Source organism: Methanoregula formicica SMSP, assembly GCF_000327485.1.
Taxonomy (GTDB): Archaea; Halobacteriota; Methanomicrobia; order Methanomicrobiales; family Methanospirillaceae; genus Methanoregula; species Methanoregula formicica.
In genome coordinates this window covers 2,753,631-2,779,018 of record NC_019943.1, presented here as the reverse complement: position 1 = coordinate 2,779,018, position 25,388 = coordinate 2,753,631, and the positions used below count along the sequence as shown (strand labels likewise).

At 53.5% G+C, this 25,388-nt stretch carries 30 protein-coding genes and 2 tRNA genes; 4 read left to right on the top strand and 28 right to left on the bottom strand.

Annotated features, from left to right (window positions below; translation table 11 throughout):
* The first annotated feature begins 66 nt into the window (after positions 1–66).
* Positions 67–678 carry a hypothetical protein gene (locus METFOR_RS14070; protein WP_015286827.1) on the top strand — a complete coding sequence of 204 codons (612 nt, stop codon included), beginning with the start codon at positions 67–69 and terminating at the stop codon, positions 676–678.
* A 99-nt stretch (positions 679–777) separates the two neighbouring features.
* Here the strand turns inward: METFOR_RS14070 and METFOR_RS14065 are convergent, their stop codons facing one another.
* The gene (locus METFOR_RS14065; protein WP_015286826.1) at positions 778–945 is read right to left on the bottom strand and encodes a CxxC-x17-CxxC domain-containing protein; all 168 of its coding nucleotides are present in this window, start codon (positions 943–945) and stop codon (positions 778–780) included.
* Positions 946–1,051: 106 nt separating this feature from the next.
* The gene (locus tag METFOR_RS14060; protein ID WP_015286825.1) at positions 1,052–2,176 is read right to left on the bottom strand and encodes a TIGR04084 family radical SAM/SPASM domain-containing protein; all 1,125 of its coding nucleotides are present in this window, start codon (positions 2,174–2,176) and stop codon (positions 1,052–1,054) included.
* A 101-nt stretch (positions 2,177–2,277) separates the two neighbouring features.
* Here METFOR_RS14060 and METFOR_RS14055 point away from each other — a divergent pair, with 101 nt between their 5' ends.
* The gene (locus tag METFOR_RS14055) at positions 2,278–2,919 is read left to right on the top strand and encodes a hypothetical protein (RefSeq protein WP_015286824.1); all 642 of its coding nucleotides are present in this window, start codon (positions 2,278–2,280) and stop codon (positions 2,917–2,919) included.
* 294 nt (positions 2,920–3,213) lie between these two features.
* The gene (locus METFOR_RS14050) at positions 3,214–3,429 is read left to right on the top strand and encodes a hypothetical protein (protein WP_015286823.1); all 216 of its coding nucleotides are present in this window, start codon (positions 3,214–3,216) and stop codon (positions 3,427–3,429) included.
* 133 nt (positions 3,430–3,562) lie between these two features.
* On the opposite strand, the gene METFOR_RS15470 is transcribed toward METFOR_RS14050, so the two are convergent.
* From METFOR_RS15470 to htpX, 4 genes are all read right to left on the bottom strand, one after another.
* Positions 3,563–3,826: a hypothetical protein gene (locus tag METFOR_RS15470; protein WP_148277701.1), complete on the bottom strand. Its 264-nt coding sequence runs from the start codon at positions 3,824–3,826 to the stop codon at positions 3,563–3,565.
* A gap of 228 nt (positions 3,827–4,054) precedes the next feature.
* Positions 4,055–4,128, bottom strand: a tRNA-Val gene (locus METFOR_RS14045).
* A 4-nt stretch (positions 4,129–4,132) separates the two neighbouring features.
* A tRNA-Gly gene (locus METFOR_RS14040) sits at positions 4,133–4,203 on the bottom strand.
* A gap of 174 nt (positions 4,204–4,377) precedes the next feature.
* Positions 4,378–5,262, bottom strand: coding sequence for a zinc metalloprotease HtpX (htpX, locus tag METFOR_RS14035; protein ID WP_015286821.1), 885 nt, complete (start codon positions 5,260–5,262; stop codon positions 4,378–4,380).
* A 124-nt stretch (positions 5,263–5,386) separates the two neighbouring features.
* Here htpX and METFOR_RS14030 point away from each other — a divergent pair, with 124 nt between their 5' ends.
* Positions 5,387–6,037, top strand: coding sequence for a putative phosphothreonine lyase domain-containing protein (locus METFOR_RS14030; protein WP_015286820.1), 651 nt, complete (start codon positions 5,387–5,389; stop codon positions 6,035–6,037).
* A gap of 472 nt (positions 6,038–6,509) precedes the next feature.
* Here METFOR_RS14030 and METFOR_RS14025 read toward each other — a convergent pair whose 3' ends face one another.
* The 22 genes from METFOR_RS14025 to METFOR_RS13920 form a co-directional block, all read right to left on the bottom strand.
* Positions 6,510–6,656, bottom strand: coding sequence for a 50S ribosomal protein L40e (locus METFOR_RS14025; protein ID WP_015286819.1), 147 nt, complete (start codon positions 6,654–6,656; stop codon positions 6,510–6,512).
* 60 nt (positions 6,657–6,716) lie between these two features.
* A complete protein-coding gene (locus tag METFOR_RS14020) occupies positions 6,717–7,271 on the bottom strand; it encodes an XTP/dITP diphosphatase (protein WP_015286818.1) in 555 nt (184 codons plus the stop codon).
* Positions 7,268–8,848: a bifunctional N(6)-L-threonylcarbamoyladenine synthase/serine/threonine protein kinase gene (locus METFOR_RS14015; protein WP_015286817.1), complete on the bottom strand. Its 1,581-nt coding sequence runs from the start codon at positions 8,846–8,848 to the stop codon at positions 7,268–7,270. The genes METFOR_RS14020 and METFOR_RS14015 overlap by 4 nt, the downstream gene beginning before the upstream one ends.
* A gap of 9 nt (positions 8,849–8,857) precedes the next feature.
* Positions 8,858–9,040 (bottom strand): 30S ribosomal protein S27ae, encoded by a 183-nt coding sequence (locus METFOR_RS14010; protein WP_015286816.1) that lies wholly within the window; start codon positions 9,038–9,040, stop codon positions 8,858–8,860.
* Between the two features lie 2 nt (positions 9,041–9,042).
* Positions 9,043–9,339, bottom strand: coding sequence for a 30S ribosomal protein S24e (locus tag METFOR_RS14005; RefSeq protein ID WP_015286815.1), 297 nt, complete (start codon positions 9,337–9,339; stop codon positions 9,043–9,045).
* A gap of 99 nt (positions 9,340–9,438) precedes the next feature.
* Entirely contained in the window at positions 9,439–9,930 is a 492-nt protein-coding gene (locus METFOR_RS14000; protein ID WP_015286814.1) for a GTP-dependent dephospho-CoA kinase family protein, read from the bottom strand.
* Entirely contained in the window at positions 9,930–10,136 is a 207-nt protein-coding gene (gene spt4, locus METFOR_RS13995; RefSeq protein ID WP_015286813.1) for a transcription elongation factor subunit Spt4, read from the bottom strand. The genes METFOR_RS14000 and spt4 overlap by 1 nt, the downstream gene beginning before the upstream one ends.
* The gene (locus METFOR_RS13990; RefSeq protein ID WP_015286812.1) at positions 10,120–10,761 is read right to left on the bottom strand and encodes a DNA-directed RNA polymerase; all 642 of its coding nucleotides are present in this window, start codon (positions 10,759–10,761) and stop codon (positions 10,120–10,122) included. The genes spt4 and METFOR_RS13990 overlap by 17 nt, the downstream gene beginning before the upstream one ends.
* 6 nt (positions 10,762–10,767) lie before the next feature.
* Positions 10,768–11,184, bottom strand: a complete 417-nt coding sequence (locus METFOR_RS13985) for a PIN domain-containing protein (RefSeq protein WP_158491393.1) — start codon at positions 11,182–11,184, stop codon at positions 10,768–10,770.
* Positions 11,148–12,383, bottom strand: a complete 1,236-nt coding sequence (locus tag METFOR_RS13980) for a translation initiation factor IF-2 subunit gamma (protein ID WP_048111018.1) — start codon at positions 12,381–12,383, stop codon at positions 11,148–11,150. Before METFOR_RS13980 ends, METFOR_RS13985 begins: the two co-directional genes overlap by 37 nt.
* Positions 12,384–12,646: 263 nt before the next feature.
* Positions 12,647–12,940 (bottom strand): DUF2098 domain-containing protein, encoded by a 294-nt coding sequence (locus METFOR_RS13975; protein WP_015286809.1) that lies wholly within the window; start codon positions 12,938–12,940, stop codon positions 12,647–12,649.
* Between the two features lie 94 nt (positions 12,941–13,034).
* On the bottom strand, positions 13,035–15,629 hold the full coding sequence (locus METFOR_RS13970) for an oligosaccharyl transferase, archaeosortase A system-associated (RefSeq protein WP_048111475.1): 2,595 nt from the start codon (positions 15,627–15,629) through the stop codon (positions 13,035–13,037).
* 63 nt (positions 15,630–15,692) lie between these two features.
* Positions 15,693–15,881, bottom strand: coding sequence for a hypothetical protein (locus tag METFOR_RS13965; RefSeq protein ID WP_015286807.1), 189 nt, complete (start codon positions 15,879–15,881; stop codon positions 15,693–15,695).
* Positions 15,882–16,167: 286 nt separating this feature from the next.
* A complete protein-coding gene (gene glmS, locus METFOR_RS13960) occupies positions 16,168–17,913 on the bottom strand; it encodes a glutamine--fructose-6-phosphate transaminase (isomerizing) (protein WP_015286806.1) in 1,746 nt (581 codons plus the stop codon).
* Between the two features lies 1 nt (position 17,914).
* The gene (glmU, locus tag METFOR_RS13955) at positions 17,915–19,072 is read right to left on the bottom strand and encodes a bifunctional sugar-1-phosphate nucleotidylyltransferase/acetyltransferase (protein ID WP_324602929.1); all 1,158 of its coding nucleotides are present in this window, start codon (positions 19,070–19,072) and stop codon (positions 17,915–17,917) included.
* Between the two features lie 4 nt (positions 19,073–19,076).
* The gene (gene glmU / locus METFOR_RS13950) at positions 19,077–20,276 is read right to left on the bottom strand and encodes a bifunctional sugar-1-phosphate nucleotidylyltransferase/acetyltransferase (protein WP_015286804.1); all 1,200 of its coding nucleotides are present in this window, start codon (positions 20,274–20,276) and stop codon (positions 19,077–19,079) included.
* A 23-nt stretch (positions 20,277–20,299) separates the two neighbouring features.
* Entirely contained in the window at positions 20,300–21,550 is a 1,251-nt protein-coding gene (locus tag METFOR_RS13945; protein ID WP_015286803.1) for a phosphopentomutase/phosphoglucosamine mutase, read from the bottom strand.
* A 66-nt stretch (positions 21,551–21,616) separates the two neighbouring features.
* Complete coding sequence (locus METFOR_RS13940) at positions 21,617–22,237, bottom strand: hypothetical protein (RefSeq protein ID WP_015286802.1); 621 nt, start codon at positions 22,235–22,237, stop codon at positions 21,617–21,619.
* On the bottom strand, positions 22,234–22,848 hold the full coding sequence (locus METFOR_RS13935) for a cyclase family protein (RefSeq protein WP_015286801.1): 615 nt from the start codon (positions 22,846–22,848) through the stop codon (positions 22,234–22,236). The genes METFOR_RS13940 and METFOR_RS13935 overlap by 4 nt, the downstream gene beginning before the upstream one ends.
* The gene (locus tag METFOR_RS13930; protein WP_015286800.1) at positions 22,848–23,501 is read right to left on the bottom strand and encodes a protein-L-isoaspartate(D-aspartate) O-methyltransferase; all 654 of its coding nucleotides are present in this window, start codon (positions 23,499–23,501) and stop codon (positions 22,848–22,850) included. The genes METFOR_RS13935 and METFOR_RS13930 overlap by 1 nt, the downstream gene beginning before the upstream one ends.
* Before the next feature lie 12 nt (positions 23,502–23,513).
* On the bottom strand, positions 23,514–24,629 hold the full coding sequence (locus tag METFOR_RS13925; RefSeq protein WP_015286799.1) for a SufD family Fe-S cluster assembly protein: 1,116 nt from the start codon (positions 24,627–24,629) through the stop codon (positions 23,514–23,516).
* On the bottom strand, positions 24,614–25,345 hold the full coding sequence (locus tag METFOR_RS13920; RefSeq protein ID WP_015286798.1) for an ABC transporter ATP-binding protein: 732 nt from the start codon (positions 25,343–25,345) through the stop codon (positions 24,614–24,616). The genes METFOR_RS13925 and METFOR_RS13920 overlap by 16 nt, the downstream gene beginning before the upstream one ends.
* Positions 25,346–25,388: the final 43 nt, after the last annotated feature.

Genomic DNA, 25,388 nt, shown 5'->3' with positions numbered 1-25,388 from the left:
AACGGATGTCCAATACTCTTATAGCCTGCCCTCCAACACTGATACGAAATTCCGGGAGGTTCCCTGATGCGCTGTCGTTCACATTCCTTAGGGTGGGTGTTTGCAACCCGGATGATCGGGATCATCTGCCTTCTGATCGCTATCGTCCTTGCAAACATCCTGACGCATTATGTGGAAAACCCCGTCTTCATCTCCGCCGTAACGTTCATCAACGGGAACTTCTGGCTTCTCATTCTCATTGCGCTGATCCTCATGGTCGGTGACGTTTTTGCGGCATTCCCGTTTCCCTTCAATCTCCCCGCACCGATCATAACGGCATTTGGGAGTGTTTTCTGCATCATGTTCCTGCTCAGGATCTTTCAGTGGACAGACACGGTCACTTCGACAACACTCTCTCCCCTGTTCTCGTTTCTGGCGCCGATTATCGCGACCATGGTATTTCTCATCGTCCTCGTCAGCGGGTATTATGCGATCCTGCGCCAGCTCTGGCTCCAGTCCCGCGCCGGGGAGGTGCCTGCTGAAGGGCAGGTTCTCCATGGAACCCCCTCCACGGGAACGGGGCCGAACCCTACGGGAGTCACGGATGCAAAAACCTGGGAGGAGATTGGGGCAGAATTCCGCCTGATGCTCTACGATATTATCCACCGGTTCCGGCAGGAGATTCGTAAAAACCAATAGGAAAACTAGTCAGGTAGTGTGGTTAATGCACGACCATGATCGGGTCCGCTGTTTCGATTGCGGTACATTGCACCAGCAAAAAAAGAGAAAAATAAGATCTTAGAACCGGGGTTTCCGGTGCTTGGGCAGGCAGTCCCTGCAGTAGACCGGCCTTCCTTCCGTGGGCTTGAACGGGACTTCGCATTCCTTTCCACAGTCAGAGCAGACTGTCTTTGTCATTTCCCTGGGACCGAAATTTCTCGGGCCACCAAAACTCTTTCTCTCCATTGTTTTTACTCATGCAGTGGTTATCTGCAAGTATACAATTACCTGTCCAGTATAAATACATCTCCCTCAACAAAGATACTTTTATATAAATATCCTGATGCGTGGACTACGGGATGATCTCACACCCGTTGAACTTCTCATGATGGAACTGTTCGCGAGTAATTGTGCCTTCTGCAAGGAGTTTCCTGACATGGGGTAGGGTCTCATTCAGTGCGGCATGGAGGTTCTCCACGGTCCTGCAGACAAGATGTCGTTCGGGTTCGCCCCAGGGACGGGTGATGTTGGAATAGAGGCAGCGGCCTCCGCAGAATGACCGGATTGGACATTTCAGGCACTCCTCTCCTACGTAAATATGATCGAGCATTTTCGGGTCCGCATCCCTGATATGGCCGACATAGTACTGTTTCATGCCGATCATCACCGGGCAGGGTGCGATGTGGCCATCGGTCAAGATGGTATAATTGGTATGCCCGGATCCACACCGGAGCAGGGAGGGGCGCCCGAGAAGAAGGTCCTCCATGCAGTCTAGGAACGGGTACCAGCAGAGCACTTCCCCGTGTGCCTCCATGTGGTCGACCCAGTCGTTCACCAGGGTCCGGATCCCCGGATTATACGATCCGGCAACCCATGCGGCAAACTGGCGGTAGGAAAAGTCCCCGGCAAAGTTTGCGTCCAACTGCCAATGAATGGACCTGAACGGGAAGTCAGGGTTCTCTGCCAGCCAGTGGACGGCATCCACGATATCTGTCTTCTCCGTTACGGTCATCCGTGCGATGAGTTCTCCCTGGTAACCGTTGGCACAGATCTCCCGGACATTCTTCATTACCCGATCATACACCCCGTCACCCCTGTTTGCATCGGTAAGAGCCTTCCTCCCGTCAAGGGAAACAAGAATGGTAGTGAACCGGTTGGTTATCGCTGGGGAAAGGCGGTCCAGCAGGAGCCCGTTTGTCTGCATCATGAACCGCTGTACCGGGGCCTCCCGAACGATCGTCTCGATGAGATCGGCACGGAGGAGCGGCTCCCCCCCGTAAAATGTCACCGTGGGGGATGGATCCTTTCTGAGAAATGCGTAGAGAGTATCCAGATCATATTCCAGATCAATGGGAATCTGCTCGTCAATCTCCACTGCCCGTTCGCTCTCGCTCTCATCCAGGTCAAGGAATGCCTTTGCCCGGCAGTAACTGCAGCAGAGGTTGCAGTTGTCGGTCAGGATGAGATGGAAGTACATGAAATTCCTGTACCTATGGGTGTTTCAGGACGATAAACTCAGGGGACAGATCTTCTGATAACAGAGGAATCTATATACAATCACTCCGGCAACCCACTCATATGATGCAGGATCCACGGGACACAGAGAAGGCGGTCACCGGTCTGGAACTGATTATTCTCGTCAGCGTTCTGGTTGCAGGTGCTGCCTTCCTGCTGGTGTTTTTGAGTGGCTGTGCTCCTGATCCATTACGTACATTTCCCGGAGGGCTTGTTGCCGAGAGCGCCTACATATCCGGCGATAATGTCCAGACCGTCGGGAACGTGTATGGGTTCCCGATGACCAGCAGGACAAAAGGCCTTCTCCGTGTCATAACGGTAAAGGAAGACCCGATGCAGCTGGGGGTAGTGCGTTTCACGGTATCTCTCTTTATCGGAGACACCGGGGCAATCGATATGGATAAGGTCCGGGTATTGTGGAGCCGGAATAATGAATTTGAAATAATCCGTAAAACACCACCGACGGTGCTCATTTGCCCGAACTGGACAATCTCCAATAAGTACAACATGCTCCCCGGCCGGATTGCAGATGCCGATGAATGGCTGGAACCGGGCGAACAGTTTGAGATTACCCTCTGCCCCACAACAGGTACCCCGTCATACGGGCAGTTTACGATCACGCTCTGGCCTGAAGGTGTTGCGGCCCCCCTGACAATCCCCCGTATGACCCCGGCCCGAATCCAGCCGGTCATGAACCTTGGCTGATCCTGCCGCACCCCCCGGCAAACCCTTCAAACAATCCCCCCTCCGCGCCGCGCTTCTGCATCCGGTTAATCCGGGTGCAGAAACAGGCATTCTGCAAAGATATAGGGAGATTTAGGCGAAACGGACGTTATATTGAAGGTTTTAAAACGGAGGAAATACTGCGCCAGAATGACCAAAAACGCCTTAAATACGTGGCTAAAATCCAAGCTTCGACGGGCTTTCGACGGAAACTTTTTATATTATCAGGCGTCAACTCTCATTATCAAAACCCGATTGCGGTTTTGAGGTGTTTAAATGGGAACGAAAATTGGAAAAGAAAAGATTCAGCGCGAAAAGGGATACCTCTACTTCATTGGCAAGGACGGGTATGTCTGGGCAGCCCCGATGAAGCACAACAAGTCCGGCAAGAAGAAGAAAGTCGGAACTGAGAAGGTAGCCAAGGAAAAGGGCTACATGTACTACATTGGCAAGGACGGCTTCGTCGCCAAGGCCAAGATGAAGAACGCATAATCTCACTTTTTCCTTTTGCACGCAGGAATGCCGGCAAACGCCGGCAATCCTGCTCATACTTTTACCCTGTGGGGGAGTTTCTCGCGAGCCTGCAGGTGTTGGCTGATGAGAAACGATGCCGTTGCAGGCCGGGCTATTCGCTCTGTTCCGGTCCAAACCTGAGATAGATCACAACCCGGACAGCTATGTATACAGCTGCGGAAGAAACAAGGGCATACGGGAACTCCTCGGTGGTAATCATGACTGCTACAAAAGTCACAAGTGCCGAAAAGTATGCAAGAAGATAACGGATCACGCCTTTGTTTACATGAAATGACCAATATCCACGCATGAGAAAAGCATCTCCTTGTTGCTGACCCGAACTTCTCAAGGAATCCTTTTGTGTCCGCTCGGCCATATCTGTTCCGGTTTTACATATTCACCTGTTTTCACATTGTAAAGTAAGATGGGAAGGTCGGTGTCGCTGGGGTGTCCCGAAAGTGCCGGTCCACGGTTTTTTTCTCGGGATATCCACAGGCTTCAATCGCAGATGGGGCCGCATACCAGGATATTATGCATCTTCGGGAGACACCCCCGAACGTCTGGCTATGCTGCCAGCAGACCTGAAAATCCGGAAAACAGATGATGGGCCCGTCGTGATTCGAACACGAGATCTTCGCCGTGTGAAGGCGACGTCATAGCCAACTAGACCACGAGCCCAAAATGCATCGACCGGGAATCGAACCCGGGCTATAGGCTTGGAAGGCCTAAGTCATGCCTCTAGACCATCGATGCACTGTGCTCTACAATTTTGGCGGGGAGGCGTATTAAGGATTGTCACTGCCTGTTGCCCGGAGCAATGGATGGGAGAGCGGTGTTCTCTCGGGAAGAGGATACTCTGCACCCGCTGATAAGGGATCTTCCTGAAGAAGACAAATTCACAATCCCATGGAAAAAAAGAGGGAATGGTCAGTACCCACGGAGCTCTGCCTCGACCTTCTGGAGGTTGGCGATCCGTTTCTCGAGGGGTGGGTGGGTGGAGAGGAGCTCCATGATTGCATTTCCGGAGAGTGCCGGGATGATGTAGAATGCGTTTGCCCCCTCGACCTTTGCCTTGACTTCCGGTGGGACAACATCCATCCTCCCGCTGATTTTGTTCAGTGCAGAGATGAGCGCCCGTGGGTTCCGGGTGATCTGGGCACTTCCCCGGTCTGCGGCGAATTCGCGGTACCGCGAGAGTGCAAGGATTAGGAGTGTGCTGATGGCGTATACGATGATCGAGACGATCCAGATGACAATCCATGCCCCGCCATTCTCCCGGTTATTGCCACCGAACAGTGCAGAGAAGAAGAAGCTCTGCATGATCATCGAAGCGATCATGGCGATGAAACTGGCGAGGGTCATCGTTAAGATATCGCGGTTCTTGACATGCGAGAGCTCGTGGGCGAGTACGGCCTCCAGTTCGTCCTTGTTCAGGAGGCGCATGATCGAGTCCGTGCAGGCAACGACCGCGTGCTTCGGGCTCCTGCCTGTGGCAAAAGCATTGGGTACCGGGCTCTGCATGATGGCGATCTTCGGCATCGGCAGGTCGGCCTCCCTGCAGAGTTTCTGGACCATCATGTGCAGTTCGGGGCGCTCATCTGCCTCAACGATTTTAGCGCCGGTGCTCCAGAGCACCAACTTGTCGGAGAAGAAGTACTGGACCAGTCCCATACCAACGGCAATCAGGACTATGAACCAGGCACTCACACCGAATGCGAGGAGGATGGTTATGAATACAAGGTACAGCAGGAGTAAAAGCAGTCCCGTGAACCAGACCCTGGCAGTTAAGCCCCAGTCGCGTTTCCATTCCATAGTTGGTACATGTTTCTATCGCGCACTCATAAATCAATCGACAGGTGCAATCCACGGGCGGTATACATCTGGTGCAGGTGAAATACAGAAACCTATTTTTTTGCCAACATCGTTTGTGGTACCAATGGCTGAAGCAGATCCCGAAGCACTGGCTGATGTGGCATATGGTATCTTCGAGCACCTGCTGAACCGCGGGCTGCAGGAACAGGGGAAGTACCTCTATGCACTGGTCGAGAACGGAACCAATTTTACTGCGGACCTTGGTGATATCTTCTCGAAATTCCGGGAGGAATACCCGCAGCTGGCCGAAGCGATGCTTGCCCGGTTCTCCGATGTCGGCACGGTATACCGGATGCTCTGCGAAGGGGAAGGGGTAATCCCCACGAAAACCACGCAGATGTACTGGATTGTGCTGGACGCCCCCGGCAGTGCTCCTGAAGCGATCGAGGACGAGAATGCCGGCAAATGGCTGATCTTCCAGGATCCGGATGCCGTTGATGCGGCATGGAAGAAAGTAAGAGATGCAACGGTAGCCCATGAGCTCGGGATATCGGCCAAGGTCAGCACGGCAAAGCCCAATCCCGATTCGCGGGACAACCGGAAGGTTATTTACGTGTATACGAAAGACTGGGCGGACGAGGCCGATGTGATGCGGGTCCGGGAGAATCTCCGGGAACTGGGATTTGTCGACCGCATCGGGTACAAGCGCAATATCGAGACCTTTGCCGGGGAGTACGCATCGAAGGGTAAAAGGGTCACATATTATTCCGCATGACCAGTTTTCCCTCCCAGAACGGGGTCTCATAAGATAGTCATGCCCGCGATCAGATCCGGGTAATGAATGAGAGAGGGGTACCCACCCCTCCTCTTCTTTCGGGCCGGAACCGGTGCCAGGGATCCCCCGCCCATGAGGGGAGGGGCCCCCTCCCTTTTTTCTTTTCTTGGATTGTCCGGATAACAGGTCTCCGTCGGCAAGTTCAGGCGAATACCTGTCACTGCCAGTGCAAGGGAGGGGGGGGTAGTCTCTCCTCCCGGGTATGGAGGGGTGGGTAGGGGTCCCCGTCTCCATTTTTAAAATGGCGGGCAGGGGGGTGCCTCGTGCTGTGGGGGGTAGGTACCCCCCATCGCCCGGATTTTGCCGGAGCCTCTCCCTGAACAACCGGGGGATAGTGAAAAAAGGTGCAATGATGCACCTGCACCAGTAACGATAGCTGCGAAAAAGGGAAATAAAATATCGGGCCGAACGGTTACGCCTTGCGCTCTTTGTTCTTGGGGCGCAGGTTTGCATAGCCGCACTTGCGGCAGGTGGTTGCGCGGATCGCATTGCGTGCGTTACAGTGCATGCATATTTTCACGTTGAGGAGCCGTGACTCGGCTTCAGGGAACTTGACCATTATTGAACACTCCTGTCTGCCCTTATAACAAAGCTGTAAGACATATTAACCATTTGCGTTTCAGGGGGTACGATATTTCTCTACAAACCAGTCATGAAACGCAGCGAGCGCCCGCGCCCGGTGGGATATCCGGCTTTTCTCTTCAAGGGGGATCTCCGCAAGGGTCTTTTCTCCCGTCTCGAAGATGGGATCGTAGCCGAACCCCCCCTCTCCCCGCGGGGCTTGTGCTACCCATCCCTTGATGGTCCCTTTAAAGACACGGACGCCGTTCTCATCGGCAAATGCAATGGCCGTGACAAACCGTGCGCTGCGGTTCTCACGCCCCTCCATCAGTTTCAGGATACCACTGTTCCCGATCGTGTTCAGAACGTAGGCCGCATACGGGCCGGGGAAACCATTCAGTGCATCGATGAAAAATCCCGTGTCATCCACGATGAGGGGTCTCTTCAGCTGTTCGAATGCATACCCGGCCTTGCCCCTGGCGATCTCACCCACGTCATCGGAACGATGCTCGGGCAAATCGAGAAAGATGTGGGTGATCTCCGCAGTGCCATGGAAGAACGCGGCAACCTCTGCGGCCTTGTGCGCATTCCCCGTAACGACCGTAATCTTCAGAGATATCTCCCCCGCAATTCAATCTCGTGCTCGCGGGCAATGACCTCACGGGCCCCGGCAAACGTCCCGCTGTACCCTGTGATGAATGCAGCCTTCAGTGATTCTGCGCGTTCAGGCGCGGTGCTCTCGATCGTCTGGAAGAGAACATGGATATCCACGCCCCGCTGCTCGATCTCGCTGGTTGCCTGCGCAAGGCCGAAATCGATGAGCACGCATTTTTTGTCGCTCTCGCGCAGGATCAGGTTGCTGGTTGTGAGGTCTCCATGCATGATCTCTGCACGGTGGAGCAGGCCGATGACGCGGCCGGCTTCCTGAAGGTTTTTCTCTGAGAGATCCTCTGTCAGCAGGGTTCCCATAACCTCCTCCATGACAATCGTATCGGGGGTGATATCGGAAATTATGGGTGTCAATACGCCACCCCTGCGTGCGGTATGGATGAGCCGTGCCTCTGCGCGGGTCCGCTCCGTTATCAGGCGCCTGTCCAGCGCCGGCACACGGTACCGTTTGGAGACCCGGTGCTTCTCTGCTTTTCCCTCATGGAAGGTGATGACCGCTTCTGCACCGCGTCGACGGGCACCCGCATCGTTGGCGGGGATATCGTTTGCCGGGGGATCCTTTTTCCAGGTGACCTCAACCTCGTCCGAGCGGAACGAAGGATTGATCCGGGAAGACTCAACAGGGCATGACACTCCGCTCTCCAGCATCAGTTTTCCCGTGTAGGCGATCATCGCGCCATTGTCCCCGAGATATTTCTGCTCGGGAACGAAGAACGCCGCTCCCCGGTCCTCGCACATGACGCGGAGCATCTCCTGCAGCCGGCAGTTCGCACCGACGCCCCCGACAAGAAGCACCTCGTTTTTTCCCGTGAGGGAGAGTGCCCGTTCAGTTACTTCCACGCACATCGCAAAGGCGGTCTCCTGCAGGCTGTAACAGACATCGGGCAGCGGGGCCTTATGATCCTTTGCAGCCGAGACAAGGCCGGAGAACGCAAGGTCCATACCCTTCACGGTATAGGGGAGGTCGACATACGTCCCTTCCCGTGCCTGCGCCTCGATATGCGGGCCGCCCGGGTGCGGGAAATTCTTTGCCCGGGCAAATTTATCGAGGGCATTGCCAATCCCGACATCCAGCGTTTCCCCGAATATCCGGTATCTCCCGTTCAGGTACCCGATGACCTGGGTGTTCGCACCGCTGGCATAGAGAACAATGGGATCCTTACAGCCGGTGGCAAAGCACCCAATCTCTACATGGGCGACGCAGTGGTTTACCCCCACGAGCGGGACGTCAAGGGCAAGGGCGAGAGAGCGGGCAGCGGTGGCAACCGTACGGAGGCAGGGGCCAAGACCGGGTCCCTGCGAGAACGCTATCCCCTCAACCTTCTCCGGATCCGTAAGGATCGTGCCGATCAGTTCATTCATCGCAGAGGCATGGTGCTGCGCAGCCTCACGCGGGTGGATACCCCCCTGAACAGGATGGTATGGCCGTGAAACAAGAGATACGAGATCGCGATTAAAAAGAGCGGCACTGAGGTTCCAGGCCGTGCCTTCAATCCCCAGTATCTGCCCAAAAACAGGCATTGATGATGCTTACTTTCTGAATTCGGTATATCCGCACTTTCCGCAGGTGGTCCGGTCCTTGTGGTCCGCCATCATGACACCGGGTCCGCAGCGCGGGCAGTATTTCTTTTCGGTGGTGACCTTCGCACCCTCGACCTTGAAGTATGCGCCTCTCTTGGGGGCTTTTGAGGCTGCCGCCTTCTTTGCTGCCATGATTATGCCGCCTCTTCCTTGGGCTTGGGCATGCCGCGCGCTGCAAGGTGCGGGCGCTCGGTCTTGTTCCGGCTCTCCTCGCTCTCGTATACCCGGGCGGAGCCGGTGAGTTCTGTCTTGCCAAAGCTGCTGTGCAGGGTGTCAAGGGTGACCTGATGCTCTTTTACATTGAGCAGGGCGCAGAGTTTCCCGATAATCTGCATACGGGAGGGGGTAGCTCCGTCGTATTTGAGGGTAAACTGAACCTCTCTTCTGGATAAAAGTTCATTCCTTTTATCGCTGGTGATCTCAAAGTCCATCGATATCCTGTAATTATTGGGAACCGGGTTATTTAAAACATGACCTTTGCCAGTCTCCTGAAAAGCGGTGCCCGCTCCCTGAATTGCACGGTTGCAGGATTATTCCTCTGAACGGATAAACCGTTCAAGAAACGCCCGTGCCGTATCCTGCGCACCGGGTGTAACCGTGCGGAGGACAACACCTTCACCGGGCTGTCCGTAGAGAACGATGGATCCGAGCGGTGCGGCAATTACCATCGGAATAACAGCGAGATCTTCTTCCCCGTCAACAAGTATCGTGAGGGGAGGGTGTTCCACGGCATACCGTATCGCCGCAACCAGCTCGTCGGTAAGTGTACCTGCCGGATTTTTCACCCGCAGGGATTCACCCGGTACTTCAGGCGCCCGGTTACAGGGTGAACGCATCGTGTACCCGTCAATAATGCCGACTGCAGGTAGTATCCCGGCTTTCCGAAGGGTATAGGTTACCACGTCCCCGACAGTAAAAACAGTTTTTTGAGAGAGAAGGGGAAGGATATCCGTAATCTCGGGATACAGTTCGCCAAAGGGGTCCTTGAAGAGCTTACGGTGCTCTTCCGGGAGGGTGAGCATCAGCGGACCTTCAGCGCGTACCGGCCGGGGAGTTTGATGTTCATGCGCTTTGCCACTTCGGAATTCTCCGGGTCGATGATGACCAGATACCCGGACCAGTCTTCGCTTAAGTTCGATGTGCCACAGACAACGCAGCTCTCGCCATCGACAACGCGGTGGCAGTCACGACAGACTTTTCCCTGCTTCTTCTTATTCGCCGGCGGCATGCTCCTTCCTCCTGCCCTTCACCTTTTCGGCGGGTTTCTCCTTACCGGAGCCGGAAGACTGTCCGGACTTTTCCTTTTCTTTCTCCATCTCCTCTTCCAGCCAGAGAGCAGTGCCAAGGCCTGCCTGGCGCATCGTCAGCCCGATCTTGCTGTCACGGGGCTCGCGCTCGTTTAAGGATAATGTCACGACGCGGACGCGGACGACATCGCCGACGCCAATAAAGCGCTTTGACTCCTGGCAGATCAGCCGGGCGTTCTTCTCATCGTAGTTGATGTATTCATCAGAGATTTGGCTAACGTGCAGCATGGCATCGATAGGGCCAAGGCTGACGAACGCGCCAAAACTGGTGGTCTCCACGACAACCCCTTCGATCACTTCCTGGAGGGCGAGCCGAAGCACAAGCGCCTCGAACTTGACATCGTAGTAGACTCCGCCGTCACCAGGGACGAGTTCCCCTTCCCCGACATCCGTCACTTTCGTGACGCAGATAAAGATCCCGATCTCTTTGTCAATGCTTCCCTCAAGTTGTTCCTGGAGAACATCAAGGATTACCTTTTCGAGATTCTCCCCCAGTCTCTGGGGAGGGACCCGGACCTTGTCTTCAAGCATCAGTTTGTGATACATCCTTCATCATCTCCGCAATAATTCCAGTTTCTTCTGTTTTCTCATAGATATCACACCAATCCCACGCTCAAGCAGCTTCTCTCTCAATCCCCGGTCATTCGTGACCACGGTACTGTTATTCCGGACAGCATAATCAATGATCTGCTCATCAACCGGCACCGGTTGCATGGTAGCGTTTTCCGCGATCGTGCACCGCTCACCGAGCACGAGTCCCATGCGTGCAGCAGCCCCATTGCGGCCTTTTGCCCGTGCAAGCCCGTCCAGTTCATGCATCACGGATGCGAGTACGATGGGTTCGAACCCTCCAAGAAGGTTCCTGATCTCATCGAAGAGATCGATCTGGAACTGGGCCGGCATCATCAGTGCATTGGCGTCAAGGAGAACCTTTACTCTCCCAGAATGCCCATCCCGATCAGGCGCCAGCGTGCCCCCACCTGCCGGCTGATAGCGATCCTTGAGCCGATTTCAGCACAGACGGGTCGTTTCAGCTGTATTTCGACACTGTCTTTCTTGGTACTCGTAACAACACCGACAGTGACCGCGGTCCCTACGGACAGCATCAAAGGTTCGGAATGCTTCAGCGGCTCAATGACAAGCTCGCTCGTTGCACCGACGACCCGTTCCATGAGGGTTACCCTGCACCGGATCTTATCCCAGACCGGGGGGAGTTTTCCCTCACGTCCGAGCACCTGCCCGGCAAGGGTATCGCTTTTTGTCAGTGCAGGGTCAAGCCTGGTGCCCACACCGAGCAGTCCGCCGGGGGTTGCCGTCTCGACGATCTTCGATCCGGCATTGATTGATGTGACGGTCGTCGTGATGGGGATCCACTTGATCCGGTTTTCGACCTGCGTCTGCCTGCCTGGACGGATCTCGATTTTCTCATCGGCGCGGAGGATGCCCCGGATAAGAGACCCCCCGACAACACCGCCTTTCACGTCCTTCCAGTTACACCCGGGCTTGTTCACATCGAATGAACGGGCAATCAGCATCACCGGTTCAGCTTCGGGATCGCGTTCAGGCTCCGGAATTACTTCATCAAGCGCCTGCACGAGAGCTCCCATGTTGATCCCTTTCTGTGAGGAGACTGGTATGATGGGAGCATCTTCCGCAATGGTTCCCTTAACGAATTTCTTGATCTCGTTATAGTTATCAACGGCCTCTTTCTGGCTTACGACATCGATCTTGCTCTGGACGATGACAATTCTCTTAATCCCGACCAGTTCCAGCGCCATCAGGTGCTCCTTGGTCTGGGGCTGTGGGCACTTCTCGCTCGCCGCAATGACAAGCATCGCCCCATCCATCAGCGCGGAACCCGAGAGCATGGTTGCCATGAGGGTCTCGTGGCCCGGTGCATCGACGAACGAGATGGAACGGAAAGGAGTCCCCGTGCCTCCGCAGACCGGGCACTCGGGACGGATGGAGAAAGCATCGGTACCTTCGCACCGCTCACAGCGATAGAATGTGGCATCAGCATACCCAAGCCGGATAGAGATTCCCCGCTTCACCTCCTCACTGTGGCGATCTGTCCACGTCCCGGTGAGCGCATTGACGAGCGTTGTCTTACCATGGTCAACATGGCCGACAACCCCGATATTCACACTGGGAACTGTCACATCGTGCAAATGAAATCGAACCTCCTTATTGTATATAGGCCAAACCTACTTATACGTAACCAGTGGAGTCAAGGCAGATATCCGGTGCATTTTAAGAGGATTTTTACCCGTATTCTCTTGATTCGTGCAAATTGTAATAATTACACCCTGTTTCTCTTTTCCAAAAAGTAGTCTGAAGGATTACATCAGCGGAAGAATGGATTACCTGAATGATCCGAAAAATTCCGATACCTGTCGTTTTTGTTGCTTACCGGAAAAAGCGATGAACGGTATTATCCCCCGCCCTCACAACTCTGGTCGATGTTCTTGAGTGCATCCTGAAATTCGCTGCCTGCCGCGTATTCACGCTCGCGGGCAATGATATTCTTCGCATCCTCACGGATCGCAGTGCCTGTCTTGTTCGTGGCTGTTGCCGGTATCAGTTGATCGACACGGTACAGGAGGTTCGTGGAATCCAGCTCGGCAAAGGTGACACCCCTGATCTCTTCGATGCGGAGAACCTTTCCGGCCGTGCCGGTCCGCGGGTACCGTACCCGCATTCCCAGTGCCATCTCTTCTGCAAGCATACGAGAAAATGTGTATTGTGGGATATAAGGTTTTTTGCACCTAGTTTGGGAAATACTAACAAGACCGTGAGTTGCTGAATGGTCAGAAAAGAAGTTATAGTATGGTCAGACCCTGCATGACTGCAGATTCCGGAACATCAAATTCCCGTGCGGATCCGGAGATCTTGTACTTTCCTGCGGCTTTCACGTCATAAGGACTATCGGTCGTTGAGTAGGGAACAATGAACTCCCCGTTCACGCTCTCCTGACGGTAGGTGAAGCTCCTGCCGGTATTGGTAACGAGCGGGAGTTCGATAATTCCTTCACCTTTGATGTGAGCACCTTTAACGTACTCGAAGACTTTCACATATCTCAGGTCAATTGTTTCTGATGGTGCCACGTCGGTGGATGATTCATGGACAAGACGATAGTGGCGTAGTGCAGGCACCGTATCGATTGGGGCGAGGAGATCGGCACTGTAGACTTTGGCATGATACCCCGGCATGGGGTTTTTGTTGTACTGTTCGGCCTTCTGCGCTGCAGATGCAGGATCCATCAAGGTGCCTTCAGTGACAACCGGAATACTTTGTCCGGTAATGCTGGAGTCCGCATACACGATGTAATAGACCTTATCTGAAGGAGCGGACATCGATCCATCAAAGTTGTGAAGCCGGGAGACCATGGTGAGGTAATAGGGCTGCTTATTGAGGAGGACCGAGTTGTACCCGCCGTTCTGGCTGGGCGCAAATACCATGTCGTAATACGGGCCGGCAGCATCTGTTGCATTGTACCAGGTGGCCATGGCCCAGAATTTTCCCTGGTCCATCTCGATATCCGTGATAATGTAGCGTGTCCCGAGATAGTCAGCGATTCTGTTCGCATTGTCTTCTGACTGGGACATGAAATAGGCAGCAGAACCATTGCCTCCTGCCACCCCCTGCTGGAACGGGTTGGCATTGGGGATACGCTTTCCAACGGTTGTGATGATATGCCCGTAATCCCACCACGACATGATACCGTATGATTCGTCGGGATAACTGAATGTCTCTCTGTCATATGCAGTAAGATACCCAACTCCGGTATCTGGTGTGTTGTTCACCAACCATTCTGCGGACTCCTTCCAGTCAGGAGTCATGTCTGTCCCATGGCTTGATCCATTCGTGTAACTAATCGAAACCGACGAGTAGATGAAGAGGAGTGCCGCCCCAACAACCAGGACCGCTGCAGCAAGGGGAAGGAAGTGTATGCCGGAGCTGGCGGCCGGAACTTTACCGGCCTTTTTGTGCTTTTTCTGCTTGCCCGGTGTCTCACTATCCGCTCCACTGGATTTCTGATCCGTGAAGCCGGGAGGGACAGTGCCTGATAAACGTTTCCTGATGTCCGGCCAGCTCTTCTCGAACACGAATCCTGCACAAACCGCTGACATCAGCGCCACGTTAACTGCGAGATAGTATTCATACCGGATGTGCTGCCACGTGGAGAAGAGCATCACGATCGACCAGACGATCGCAAAGACCTGCTCGGGACGCTCATTGCGGAAATTATTGTAGAGCATGACGAGGATCCCGCCGGCCATGAGGAGAAGTCCGTAACTGAACGTCAGCCACGCCCCATCGACACTCCAGCCACGGGCTTCCTGTACTGTTTCTGTCACCGCAGCCTGACCAAAGAAAGCATACAGCGCAGAGATGAATAGCGAATAGAGCTGCGGGCTGGCAAAGAGCAATACGATGGCAACCAGTGCTGCAGAAACAACAACAGCAGAGATATAGTAGTAATACGGGCGCGATTTCAGGTATTTCTGGAGTGCGTACAGAAAAACTGACCCTCCAATAAGGGCAAGATACGCCAGAACATGTCCGAGTGAATACGTCGATAATCCAAGACTTGGATCCTTTAAACCAAAGAGAAGGAGGCCGATGATTGCGATGCTGAAGACTACTGTATTGATGATAACCAGGTATTCGCTGGTTCTCTGGCGGATCGAATCGATGATGAACTGAACGACAATAAAAATACCGACGATCATCGCAAAAAGAATCATTGTTGGCATCACAAAGAGGCCGAGCAGATAGGCAATGCCCGTAAGCGCTGCGATGAGTATGGTACTTTTATACGAGTGAATATCACGAATATCCACGCTGGTATTCTTCTCGGAAAGTATCGAATACATGTAAAACAGGCAGAATATCACGGAAAAAAGGACTTCAGCGATATGGTGATCGGCGTACCCGTACATGGACCGGTAAAAAAACTGACCGGCAACAATCGCAGTAAAGCCGGATGCAAGCACCCCCGTTTTCCATGTGCCACACACCTTGCCGACATAATACATGACGGCAACGGTAGCTGCACCCATGAGCGGCGGGACGATGAGAAGGATGTGGATGATCTCGGGGCGGGTGGATGCACCTGTTATAAGGCAGCCGATGGCCACGGCGAGCGGGAAGAGTGGGCCCCAGTAAATCGATGTCCCGAACGGGTAGTTTGTCAATGGCTCAAACCACCCGTAGTGGAGATTATTCGCCAGGAGAAACTCAATCTGGCGGAGGTTATAAAGGGGGTCATCGCTGGCTACCAAGGAAAGGATATCTGCATTTCCCATATTCAGCATGGGAAGGAGGCGAAGCCAGAGGGCAAAAAGGGAAAAAAATGCAACAAGGGCGAGAATCGTCCAGGTCAGACGGTTTTTTAGATCAACGGAGAGCATAGAATCAACCTTTCTTCCGTACTTGGTTTCGGGAGAGACCATTAATAAATTTGGTTGAATGCATCAGGAGATTGCCTTAAGAGTTTCTTCAAACTGACGGGATTTCTTTTTCCCGCTGTGGTTTTCAAGATCGAGAGAGAATGTGCGGGGGCTTTCCATCAGTTCTTTTATAATACTGATGAACTCCTCCTGGGTCCGGTAAACGCTGATATGGGGGCCACCGATCTTCTCGACATCCTGCATGGGTCTCATGACAATCGGCTTTCCACAGGCCGAGTATTCAAAAACTTGTTGGGAAGGCCTCCGATACCCATTGGCGGATAGTGATCGTTAGTAAGAACTGCATTCGGACCAATGAAAACATGATCTCCTATCTGGGTATTCGTGGGAATGAAGACCATGCTTTGGATACTGACATCGCTCCGATGACCGTATGTCTTTCAATCACTGTGCCCGTGCCAACGGCAAGATGGAAAACCCAAGGTAACCGGCTCGAAGATCCGGGCATGTTCCCCTACAATATTTCTTCCGTATTCGATCATTCAACAGTCACGCTCTTCGCCAGGTTTCGTGGCCGGTCGATATCCCGGCCAAGTTTTTCTGCAGTATGATAGGCAATCAGTTGGAGCACTACTGTTGCAGTCAGGATCTGGGTAAAGAGGGTTGCCACATTAAGGGGAATAAACAAATCACAGATCTCTGGAAGATCCGTGTCTCCTGATCTGCCTATGCCTATAACCGGTGATCCCCGTGCTTTCATCTCCTTGATGTTCGAGATCATAACATCATATGTCTCTCCCGGCATACAAATCGCAATGACCGGTGTCTTTTCCGACAGGAGGGCGAATGGCCCGTGCTTGATTTCACCTGCAGCATACCCCTCTGCATGAATGTAGGAGATCTCTTTCATCTTCAGGGCGCCCTCAAGGGAGACTGGATAAAAAGGGCCCCTGCCAACATAAAAGATACTCTGGGCGTTCTCGCATAATCCCACAGTCTCCGAGAAGTCCATCAGGAGGGCATCTTCAATTGCCTTATGCGCTTCGAGAAGTGTTTCGGTCTGGCTGTTCCCACGGAACCTGTTGACGATTTGCATCAATACTGCCAGTTGGGCAATAAAAGACTTCGTTGCAGCAACGCTGATCTCCGGCCCTGCACGCATATAGAGTGTCGTATCAGCAAGTCTTGTCACCGTGCTTCCGAGCACATTAGTGATCGCAAGGGTATGGCAGTTGTGCGCTTTTGCGAGCCGTAGTGCCATCAGGGTATCTGCCGTCTCACCCGACTGGGTGATCCCGATGACAAGCCCGCTTGCTGGAGGGGGATAATACCTGAACTCTGACGCATAGTCCAGGCGGGCCGGGATCTGGCAACACTCCTCCAGGAGATACTTGAAGATGAGGCCCGCATGGTAGGATGTTCCGCATGCTACAACGGTGACAGGATCCCTGAGTCGGTTACAATCGGGCAGAGGAGCATCGTTGATTCCACGGATCGTGTTGTAAAAGACCTGTGGCTGTTCAAAGATTTCCTTGAGCATGTAGTGGGCAAAACCTCCCTTTTTCCCATCCTCGACACTCCAGTCTATTAACTCAACAGGGCGGTTGACTTGTTTGCCATTCTGGTAGATGCTGACATTTTCACGGGTCACGGTCGCGATATCGCCATCTTCAAGAAAGAGCACCCTCTCGGTATACTCAAGCATCGGGGTTATATCGGATGCAATGAATGTTTCACCATCTCCGATCCCAATAACAAGCGGACTTGCGTTCCTTGCGGCAACAATCTCTTCGTTGTCGGATGCGAGGACCAAAAGTGCATAGGATCCTTTCAAACGGGACACAGCGGTCCTGACGGCATCCAGGAGGTGGTTTTTCTTTGCATACTCCTCTTCAACAAGGTGGACAATGGCCTCGGTATCTGTTTCAGATCTGAACACGTGATCACGCTGGATCAGTTCGCGCTTCAGCTCGGCATAATTTTCAATGATACCGTTATGGACCAGGGCAATACGATTTGTGCAATCAGTGTGCGGATGGGCGTTTTGATCATTCGGAACCCCGTGGGTTGCCCACCGGGTATGCCCGATACCCCGTTTGCCCTTCAGGTTTCCGGCAGTGCCGGCATGATTCGATATCCGCCCCTCTTTTTTTACCACAGAGATAGCCTCATCCGCGGTGGCTATCCCGAATGAATCATATCCCCTGTATTCGAGTTTCTTTAACCCTTCTACAAGTATCGGTGCTGCATCCCTCTTCCCGGTATATCCGATAATGCCGCACACGTCAGATCACCAGAGAATTATCCTGGACCTGTCTGGACGAGAGGCTGCTATTGCCTTCAATAATAGCATTATTTCCGACAAGGGTATTTTTCAGGATTGTGAAGGGACCGCTGGTAACAGAGTCACCAAGCACTGCACCGAACTCAGACCTCGTAGGACTGCCCTCAATATCATGGATCCCGGTGATGGTTGAGATCGAGAGATGATCGGCAAGCTTGCACCGTTCTCCCAGGATCGTATCGATAACCCGGGAGTGAGACCCTATCGTGGTATCGTCCATGACAATGGCGTCGCCAACGATAGTGAACGGTTCAATAGTTACTCGGGATCCGATGCTGGTATTGGGCTGGATGCAACAATTGGGGCCGATCCTGCAGTCATTCCCGATTACTACGGGCCCATTGATAACGGTATTGGGACCGATTGTAGTCCCTTTCCCAATCTGGACTGCCCCATGGATGCTCGCATGGCGGCTGATAGATCCATCATGAGTCGGCGGAATATTCTGGAGGAAACGACGGTTCATCTTGAGCAGGTCCCAGGGATATATAGCATCCTGCCAGTCATCAGCCGGAATCCCCTGTATCTTCACACCACTGGCAATCAGCGAGGAAACAGCATCGGTCAGGTTGTTTTCGCGGATATGGGAAAAATTTTTTTTTGTCAGCGAATAGATCCCCGTGCTGACCAGGAAACTGGGAGCGTGTGCCGGTTTCTCGATGATCTGGGTCACATGACTGTTGCTGAGCATCACCACACCGAAGTTCGAGGGACTGGGATGTTCCTTGACCAGCATTGCATTGGAGTGGTCCCTGATGCGGGCAATGGAGGCGGGGTCGATGTAATTGTCCCCCGGCAGAACGATAAAGTTGTCTTGGATCTTTGGTTCAGCGGCCAAGAGCGCATGTCCTGTTCCCAGTTGTTTATTCTGGACAACAACTTCAACAGGAATGTCCAGGGTATTAAGATACCTTGTCACCAGCTCTTTACGGTACCCGACAACGACAATGATATCGCGGATGCCATTTTTTATCAGGGCATCGATGACGTACTCAATGATCGGCCGGTTGGCCACCGGGATCATCGCCTTTGGCCGGTTCTTCGTCAAAGGGCGGACGCGCCTCCCTTCCCCTGCTGCCAGAATTACTGCCTGCATCATTCACCTATCGAATAATCGTTTTTTCTCCGATACATCCTTCTATCACGGTATTTGGTGCAAACTGCGCCTCACTGCCGATCATTGTCCCGACATTGACAGAACAGTTTATCCCGAATTGCACCCCGTCTCCGATAACGGCACCAAATTTTTTCCTGCGGGTATCCTTCCCGCAGACTTGGACGTTTGCATGATCATGACGAAGATTGGCGATTTTTGTGCCGGCACCAAAATTGCACCCGGACCCGACAATAGAGTCACCGATATAATTGAAGTGAGGGATTTTTGTTCCGTTCATGATGATAGAATTCTTGAGTTCGGAACAATGGCCGATATGACAATCATCTCCGATACTGGTTGCGCCCCGGATATAGGCATGAGGTCCGATCCGGCAGTTCTTTCCAATTGTGCAGGGCCCCTCGATATAGGTGCCGGCTTTTATCACCGAGCCTTCGCCAACCAAGACCGTGTTTTTCAGGGTCACACCATCTTCGATGATACCTTCATTCGTTGACGGGATAGTTTCCAGAAACGAGGTGTTTGCTTCCAGCAGATCCCAAGGATGGCCGACATCCATCCAGTAGGTGAGCGAGTGGGAGTACAACTGCTTTCGAGCAATCAGCACCGCCAGCGCATCAGTCAGTTCAAGTTCCCCGCGTGGCGAGGGTCGGACTGCATCGATAAGATCGAAAATCTCTGGGGAAAAAAGATACGCCCCTGCGTTGATCAGGTTCGATTTCGGGTGCCTGGACTTCTCTTCAAGAGAGGTAATATGCCCGTTCTCGACCATGACTACCCCGTAGTCTTCAGCATGATCCGTAGTCGTCGTGCACATACAGGTGGGTTTCCTGTGGCAGAGTGCAGTGATGTCCTCTTTTTTCAGGACCATGTCCCCGTTCAGGACGATGAATGGTCCGGTTACATGGTTCCGGGCAACACCAACGGCATCCGCGGTCCCCCGTTGCTGCCGCTGGGTGGCATATTCGATATGGATCCCCAGTGTTGTCCCGTCACCAAAATACCTGCGTATCTCCCTCTCGCCATATCCCACGATAAAGACAAAATCAGTTATCCCGGCCTCCCGTGCTGCCATAACAAGATGCTCCATCATCGGGCGGTTTGCGATGGGGAGCATGACTTTCGGGCGTTTCGCCGTCAGGGGGCGCATCCGTTTTCCTTCCCCTGCAGCGAGGATAACGCATTCCATAGGTACAGCTCTTCTTACAATGTTTAAGCAGTTTTCCCTTGCCGGATGAGTGTTTTCCCTTTTTCGAGCATGGCCTTTGCATTCTCCCGGGTTCTGCCTTCAGCGGTGACCCGTATTTTTGGTTCGGTACCGCTTGCACGGACAAGGCACCACCCGTCATCGTCAGAGAGCCGTATGCCATCAGTCGGATTCGGTGCCCCAAGGGAGGACATGATCTCCCTTGCAGCATCGGTCTTGAATGATTCACGCAGGACCGGGTAATGGGGCATCGCATCGATCTCTTCTGCAATGTCCCACTCCGATGCAATCTGGCAAAGAAGGGCCGCCGCAAACGGGCCATCCGGGCACAAGGATATCTGCGGGAAGATCCATGCCCCGGAAGGCTCGCCGCCGAAATCTCCCCAGGAGATCAATTCCTCGGAAACAAATGCATCCCCAACCGGAGTTCTATGGACTTCAGCAATCTCATCGATGATCATCGAAGCGTCGCTTGTTGTAACAACCCGTTTAGCATCAAGGTATCTGGCAAAGAGCATGAGGAGGTGGTCTCCCCCGATATACCTCCCCTCGTTGTCGAATGCCATCATGCGGTCGGCGTCCCCGTCATGGACAACTGCACAGGAGGCCTTATTTTTCAATACAATCCCGCCAAGATACCCAAGATAGTCCATAAGGGGTTCCGAAGGCCGGGCGAAGTTGCCGGATGGATTACAGTTGATGAGAACGGTCCTGACTCCCGCGTCTGTCAGGAGAGAGGGTGTAAAGGTTGATCCGGCCCCGTTACCGCAATCGACAATTACTGATGCCTGCCTTTCGATGGTTATCTTGTCAAGGATTGCTTTCTTATGTGGCGTACCGGCATCGACGGCATACTCCTTTCCGAGATGCTGCCAGTCTGCATACATAAGGGAAGAAAGTGCATCCTCTGTCCCCTGCTGCTGCGCCCTGGTGAATGACGATCCGTCCGGGTTGAAAAGTTTTATCCCGTTATATTCTTCGGGATTATGCGATGCAGTTATCATGCAGCCCGAGGTGGCAAAACGGGAACTGAACGCGACAGTAGGTGTCGGGACGATCCCGGCAATCCGGGCAGTGCCCCCATTGCTCACGATTCCTGATATGACGAGATGGGAGAGGAGGGAGCTTGTTGTCCTCGTGTCCATCCCCAGAAGAACCTCAGACGATCCTGCCGCGAGAACATTCCCGACCCTGAATGCAGTATCTATGAGAGCCTGATCAAACCGTCTCCGTATTCCGGAAGACCCAAAGAGCATACTACCAGATAGGGGTTTCATCCAAAAGGATTTGCCTGTTCAATCATTCCTGCCCACCCGTCATGATCAGTCCTGGCAGTTGCGCCCGTAGGGACACCAATGCTCCAGTTCATAGAGACGGGCAATGCCTGCAGTCGAAGGCCCGATACAGATGACCCTGCAACGCTGCCGGTTTGCTTCAATTAGATCTCCGGTATCCTGAGCGACAAGTCCTTCTCCGTTGATGATAATCACATCGGCATCGGAAAGGTTCTGCGTCACATGCCCGAACGCAGAAGGCCCGCTCTTTCCCATTGCCCCGATACAATACAGGCTTTTGCCGGCAAGCTCCCGACGGATTTCGTCATGGCAGGCAGCGTGGGACGACTCACGACAGGGATGAAGGACCCGTGACATGCAGAGAAACCCGAGGATAACGTTGATAATGGCAACAGCAGCACCCCGGACAGCCACTGAATCCAGCGGTGCCCCGAACATAAAGGCGATCTTCGTTGGCGCCCGTATCGGGTCGAAAGTAGTAAAAACAGCGCTTCTTCCGCCGAACGTGGCAGACATCGGGGCCCCCTGCTCGAACTGGCAGATCTTTGCATTGGGATTGACATCAAGGACGACGCCCGCATCCGCGCATCCACCATGTTCCGAAAGGTCCTGGATTCTTTTTACTGCATCAACAACAATATCCATCATTCAACTCCATCCTCATCCAGAAGGACAACACGAGCCGGTGCCCCATCGATACCCGAAAGTTTCAGTGGCAGAGCAACAAGGGTGTAATCTCCTTCGGGTACGCGGGAGAGATCGAGCAGTTCGATGATAAGGCAGCCCGAACCCAGGAGCTTACGGTGAACCGAACCGTCGCAATCGAACCGCTCAATGGAGAAGGAATCGATACCAACGCAAAGCGAGCCCTGAGAGATAAGATAGTGTGCTGCACCCGGAGTTAGGGAGGGATAATCCTCCCGGAATGCATAACACTGCGAGAATCCTGTCTTGAGCAGGATCCGTTTGCAGCCATCGATTCTGCCCTCGAGATCTGTTGCGTCGATAAGGGATCCTGCACCTGACACATCCAGTACCCGGCAGGGTCCTACCAGGTGCGAAAGGGGCAGCTCATCAACGGTCGCACCCGTTTTCAGGTAATGGATGGGAGCATCGATATGCGTACCGGAATGGCTGCTCATCCGGAGTTCTGAGATCAGGTACAGGCCGGCATCCCTTTGGGAGAACCGGGGGGGCGTGTCACCCGGATAAACGAGGGCATCTCCAGCGAGCGATCGGGTGATATCAATGATGGTCATCAGGTATCAGTCCATCCATATTCCCCTATAAGGGGGACGAACCGGACCCCTCCATGGGATGACTGAACGGTTTTGCCATGGTGTTTTTTCAGGGCTATGAGTTCCTGGATATCCCTCCCGCCAACTGGTGCTACCAGGATCCCACCTTCATCCAGCTGATCGATAAGGGGAGGGGGGATTTGCGGGGTGGCCGCAGTGATGATAATCCCGTCATAGGGAGCACTCTCTCGGTATCCTTCTGTTCCGTCCCCCACAATAATACTGACGTTTTTCAGCCCGAGGCTGGCAATGTTTTTCCTCGCGAGATCCGCGACGGTGTGAATACGCTCGATCGTTGTGACCTGGCGGACGAGACGCGCGAGGATTGCAGCCTGGTATCCGCTGCCGGCGCCAATCTCCAAAACCCGGTCTTCAGGTCGTGGTTCGAGAAGATCGGTCATGAGGGCAACGATATAGGGCTGGGAGATAGTCTGCCCGTTTCCTATAGGGAGCGGAGCGTCAATGTATGCAGATGACGTATGCGGCGGGGGAACGAAAAGGTGGCGGGGAATCTCCCGCATCGCATCCAGGACCCGGGGATTCGTGATCCCCCGGGCCCGGATCTGCTGCTCCACCATCCTTGAACGCTCGTCAGCTCGGGGGAAGGTTTCCATAGGGAATGGTTTTTAGAATCCCGATTTTTCTGCCTCATCGATCGAGGCATCGATCTGTTTTTGCAGGGCTTCGGGAAGTCCGGAGATCTTGACATCAAGGAATCCGCGGATAATTGTCGCTGTAGCTTCATCCTCGTCAAGACCACGGGACATGAGGTATTCAATCTCCTCGCGGGCGAGCTTTCCGACAGCGGCCTCGTGCGAGAGTTCTGTCCCGACAATGGATCCTTCAATCTCGGGTATCGCGTAGATAACCCCGTCTTTAAGGATGAGACCCTTGCATTCAAGATGCCCGCGGGTACCCGCAGTCTTTCCCGCAATGTGGCCGCGGGAGATGATGGTTCCACCCTTGGTGATAGCACGGGTCACCAGTTCTGCGCTGGCACCCTTGCCTTCAAGGATTGCCCTGGACCCAAGATCCATGTACGAGCCTTTCGGACATATGACAACACTGCTGAAACGAGCGACCGAGTTCTCACCTTTGAGCGTTGCCGTCGGGTACATCTGGATCTTCTTTACCGGCTGCATGCAGACGTAGTTGGAGAGGAAGACCCCGTTCTCCTCGACAACGGACGCACTGCGCGGGTAGACCTCGATATGCTCGCTCCAGTTGTGGATCATCGTGAAACTGATCTTGGCGTTTTTACCGACATAGAATTCCGAGATCCCGTAGTGAGCGGCACCGTGGCCGACCTTTTCTCCGCTTGAGCAACCGGAGATGATATGGAGCTCGGCGCCTTCCTCGGCTATGATGATATTATGGACATGCTGGATCTGTTCCTTTCCGAGGAAGAGACAGGCCTGGATCGGGAAGATGTTGCTGGATCCCTTGTGGGCGATTATCACGTAACCCTTCGGATCCTTCTGGGCTGCGACATGTTTTGTAATGTCGTCCTTTTCAGGAGAGACGACTTTCCAGGCATACTCCTTCAGCCAGTCGTACTTCTCCATTGCTTTCTTGTAGGAAAGAACCTCGATGCCCTGTTCGGTGCATTCCGAGTGGACGATCTCCTGGTCCATCTGGAGATAACTGCCGCACCGGTTCTGCAGGGAAAGATCGATTCCGGTCTGTGCAAGCCTGTCACGGTCGGCCTTTGAGATCTCGGGTACTTTTACGGGTTGCGGCATTCGAGGCACTCCCTGTATCCTCTTTCCTTGATGTCTTTCATGATCTCGCGGGGGTTCCCGTGGCACTTGATCTGCCCGTCGCACATCACGTGACCGCGGTCGGTTTCCAGGTAATCGAGGATATACCCGGTATGGGTGATGACAAGTCCGCTCTTCTGGCGCTTGACAATACGCTTGTCTTTCTCCAGAAGGGAACCGATTGCATTGCCGATCAATGAGATGTTCTCGATATCGACACCGCTTTCCGGTTCGTCGAGCATGATGAAGTCCGGGTTCTGGATAGTCAGCTGCAGCACTTCGCTGCGCTTGATCTCCCCACCGGAGAATCCCTTGTTGATGTCGCGATCAAGGAACTTGTCCATGTGCAGGGACTGGGCAAGTTCCGGGATATTCTCGCTTTTGGTCTGGGAGATTGCCGTGAGGAGTTTACCCAGTTTCAGGCCGGAAATGGTCGGAGGACGCTGGAAGAGCATACCAATTCCGCGCTTTGCCCTCTCATGGGCTTTCATCTTTGTCACATCCTCCCCTTTGAAGATGATCTTACCCTCCGTGATCGTGTACTGGGAATACCCCATGATCGTCATCAGGAGGGTAGTTTTTCCCGAACCATTGGGTCCAAGGAGCACATGGGTTTCACCCTCTCCGATATGGAGGTTGATGTCGTGCAACACTTCCTTGTCGCCGACCTTCACATGCAGGTCTTCGATATCCAGCATAAGGTAATCGTAGACAATATGTCCATTGCTGCATTAAACGCTT

Bases quoted from the DNA above. Each gene is read 5' to 3' on its own strand.
- METFOR_RS14070 (WP_015286827.1), top strand. From the start codon at position 67: ATGCGCTGTCGTTCACATTCCTTAGGGTGGGTGTTTGCAACCCGGATG.
- METFOR_RS14065 (WP_015286826.1), bottom strand. From the start codon at position 945: ATGGAGAGAAAGAGTTTTGGTGGCCCGAGAAATTTCGGTCCCAGGGAA.
- METFOR_RS14060 (WP_015286825.1), bottom strand. From the start codon at position 2,176: ATGTACTTCCATCTCATCCTGACCGACAACTGCAACCTCTGCTGCAGT.
- METFOR_RS14055 (WP_015286824.1), top strand. From the start codon at position 2,278: ATGATGCAGGATCCACGGGACACAGAGAAGGCGGTCACCGGTCTGGAA.
- METFOR_RS14050 (WP_015286823.1), top strand. From the start codon at position 3,214: ATGGGAACGAAAATTGGAAAAGAAAAGATTCAGCGCGAAAAGGGATAC.
- METFOR_RS15470 (WP_148277701.1), bottom strand. From the start codon at position 3,826: ATGGCCGAGCGGACACAAAAGGATTCCTTGAGAAGTTCGGGTCAGCAA.
- htpX (WP_015286821.1), bottom strand. From the start codon at position 5,262: ATGGAATGGAAACGCGACTGGGGCTTAACTGCCAGGGTCTGGTTCACG.
- METFOR_RS14030 (WP_015286820.1), top strand. From the start codon at position 5,387: ATGGCTGAAGCAGATCCCGAAGCACTGGCTGATGTGGCATATGGTATC.
- METFOR_RS14025 (WP_015286819.1), bottom strand. From the start codon at position 6,656: ATGGTCAAGTTCCCTGAAGCCGAGTCACGGCTCCTCAACGTGAAAATA.
- METFOR_RS14015 (WP_015286817.1), bottom strand. From the start codon at position 8,848: ATGCCTGTTTTTGGGCAGATACTGGGGATTGAAGGCACGGCCTGGAAC.
- METFOR_RS14010 (WP_015286816.1), bottom strand. From the start codon at position 9,040: ATGGCAGCAAAGAAGGCGGCAGCCTCAAAAGCCCCCAAGAGAGGCGCA.
- METFOR_RS14005 (WP_015286815.1), bottom strand. From the start codon at position 9,339: ATGGACTTTGAGATCACCAGCGATAAAAGGAATGAACTTTTATCCAGA.
- METFOR_RS14000 (WP_015286814.1), bottom strand. From the start codon at position 9,930: ATGCTCACCCTCCCGGAAGAGCACCGTAAGCTCTTCAAGGACCCCTTT.
- spt4 (WP_015286813.1), bottom strand. From the start codon at position 10,136: ATGCCGCCGGCGAATAAGAAGAAGCAGGGAAAAGTCTGTCGTGACTGC.
- METFOR_RS13990 (WP_015286812.1), bottom strand. From the start codon at position 10,761: ATGTATCACAAACTGATGCTTGAAGACAAGGTCCGGGTCCCTCCCCAG.
- METFOR_RS13975 (WP_015286809.1), bottom strand. From the start codon at position 12,940: ATGCTTGCAGAAGAGATGGCACTGGGAATGCGGGTACGGTACCCGCGG.
- METFOR_RS13970 (WP_048111475.1), bottom strand. From the start codon at position 15,629: ATGCTCTCCGTTGATCTAAAAAACCGTCTGACCTGGACGATTCTCGCC.
- METFOR_RS13965 (WP_015286807.1), bottom strand. From the start codon at position 15,881: ATGAGACCCATGCAGGATGTCGAGAAGATCGGTGGCCCCCATATCAGC.
- glmU (WP_324602929.1), bottom strand. From the start codon at position 19,072: ATGATGCAGGCAGTAATTCTGGCAGCAGGGGAAGGGAGGCGCGTCCGC.
- glmU (WP_015286804.1), bottom strand. From the start codon at position 20,276: ATGGAATGCGTTATCCTCGCTGCAGGGGAAGGAAAACGGATGCGCCCC.
- METFOR_RS13945 (WP_015286803.1), bottom strand. From the start codon at position 21,550: ATGCTCTTTGGGTCTTCCGGAATACGGAGACGGTTTGATCAGGCTCTC.
- METFOR_RS13940 (WP_015286802.1), bottom strand. From the start codon at position 22,237: ATGATGGATATTGTTGTTGATGCAGTAAAAAGAATCCAGGACCTTTCG.
- METFOR_RS13935 (WP_015286801.1), bottom strand. From the start codon at position 22,848: ATGACCATCATTGATATCACCCGATCGCTCGCTGGAGATGCCCTCGTT.
- METFOR_RS13930 (WP_015286800.1), bottom strand. From the start codon at position 23,501: ATGGAAACCTTCCCCCGAGCTGACGAGCGTTCAAGGATGGTGGAGCAG.
- METFOR_RS13925 (WP_015286799.1), bottom strand. From the start codon at position 24,629: ATGCCGCAACCCGTAAAAGTACCCGAGATCTCAAAGGCCGACCGTGAC.
- METFOR_RS13920 (WP_015286798.1), bottom strand. From the start codon at position 25,345: ATGCTGGATATCGAAGACCTGCATGTGAAGGTCGGCGACAAGGAAGTG.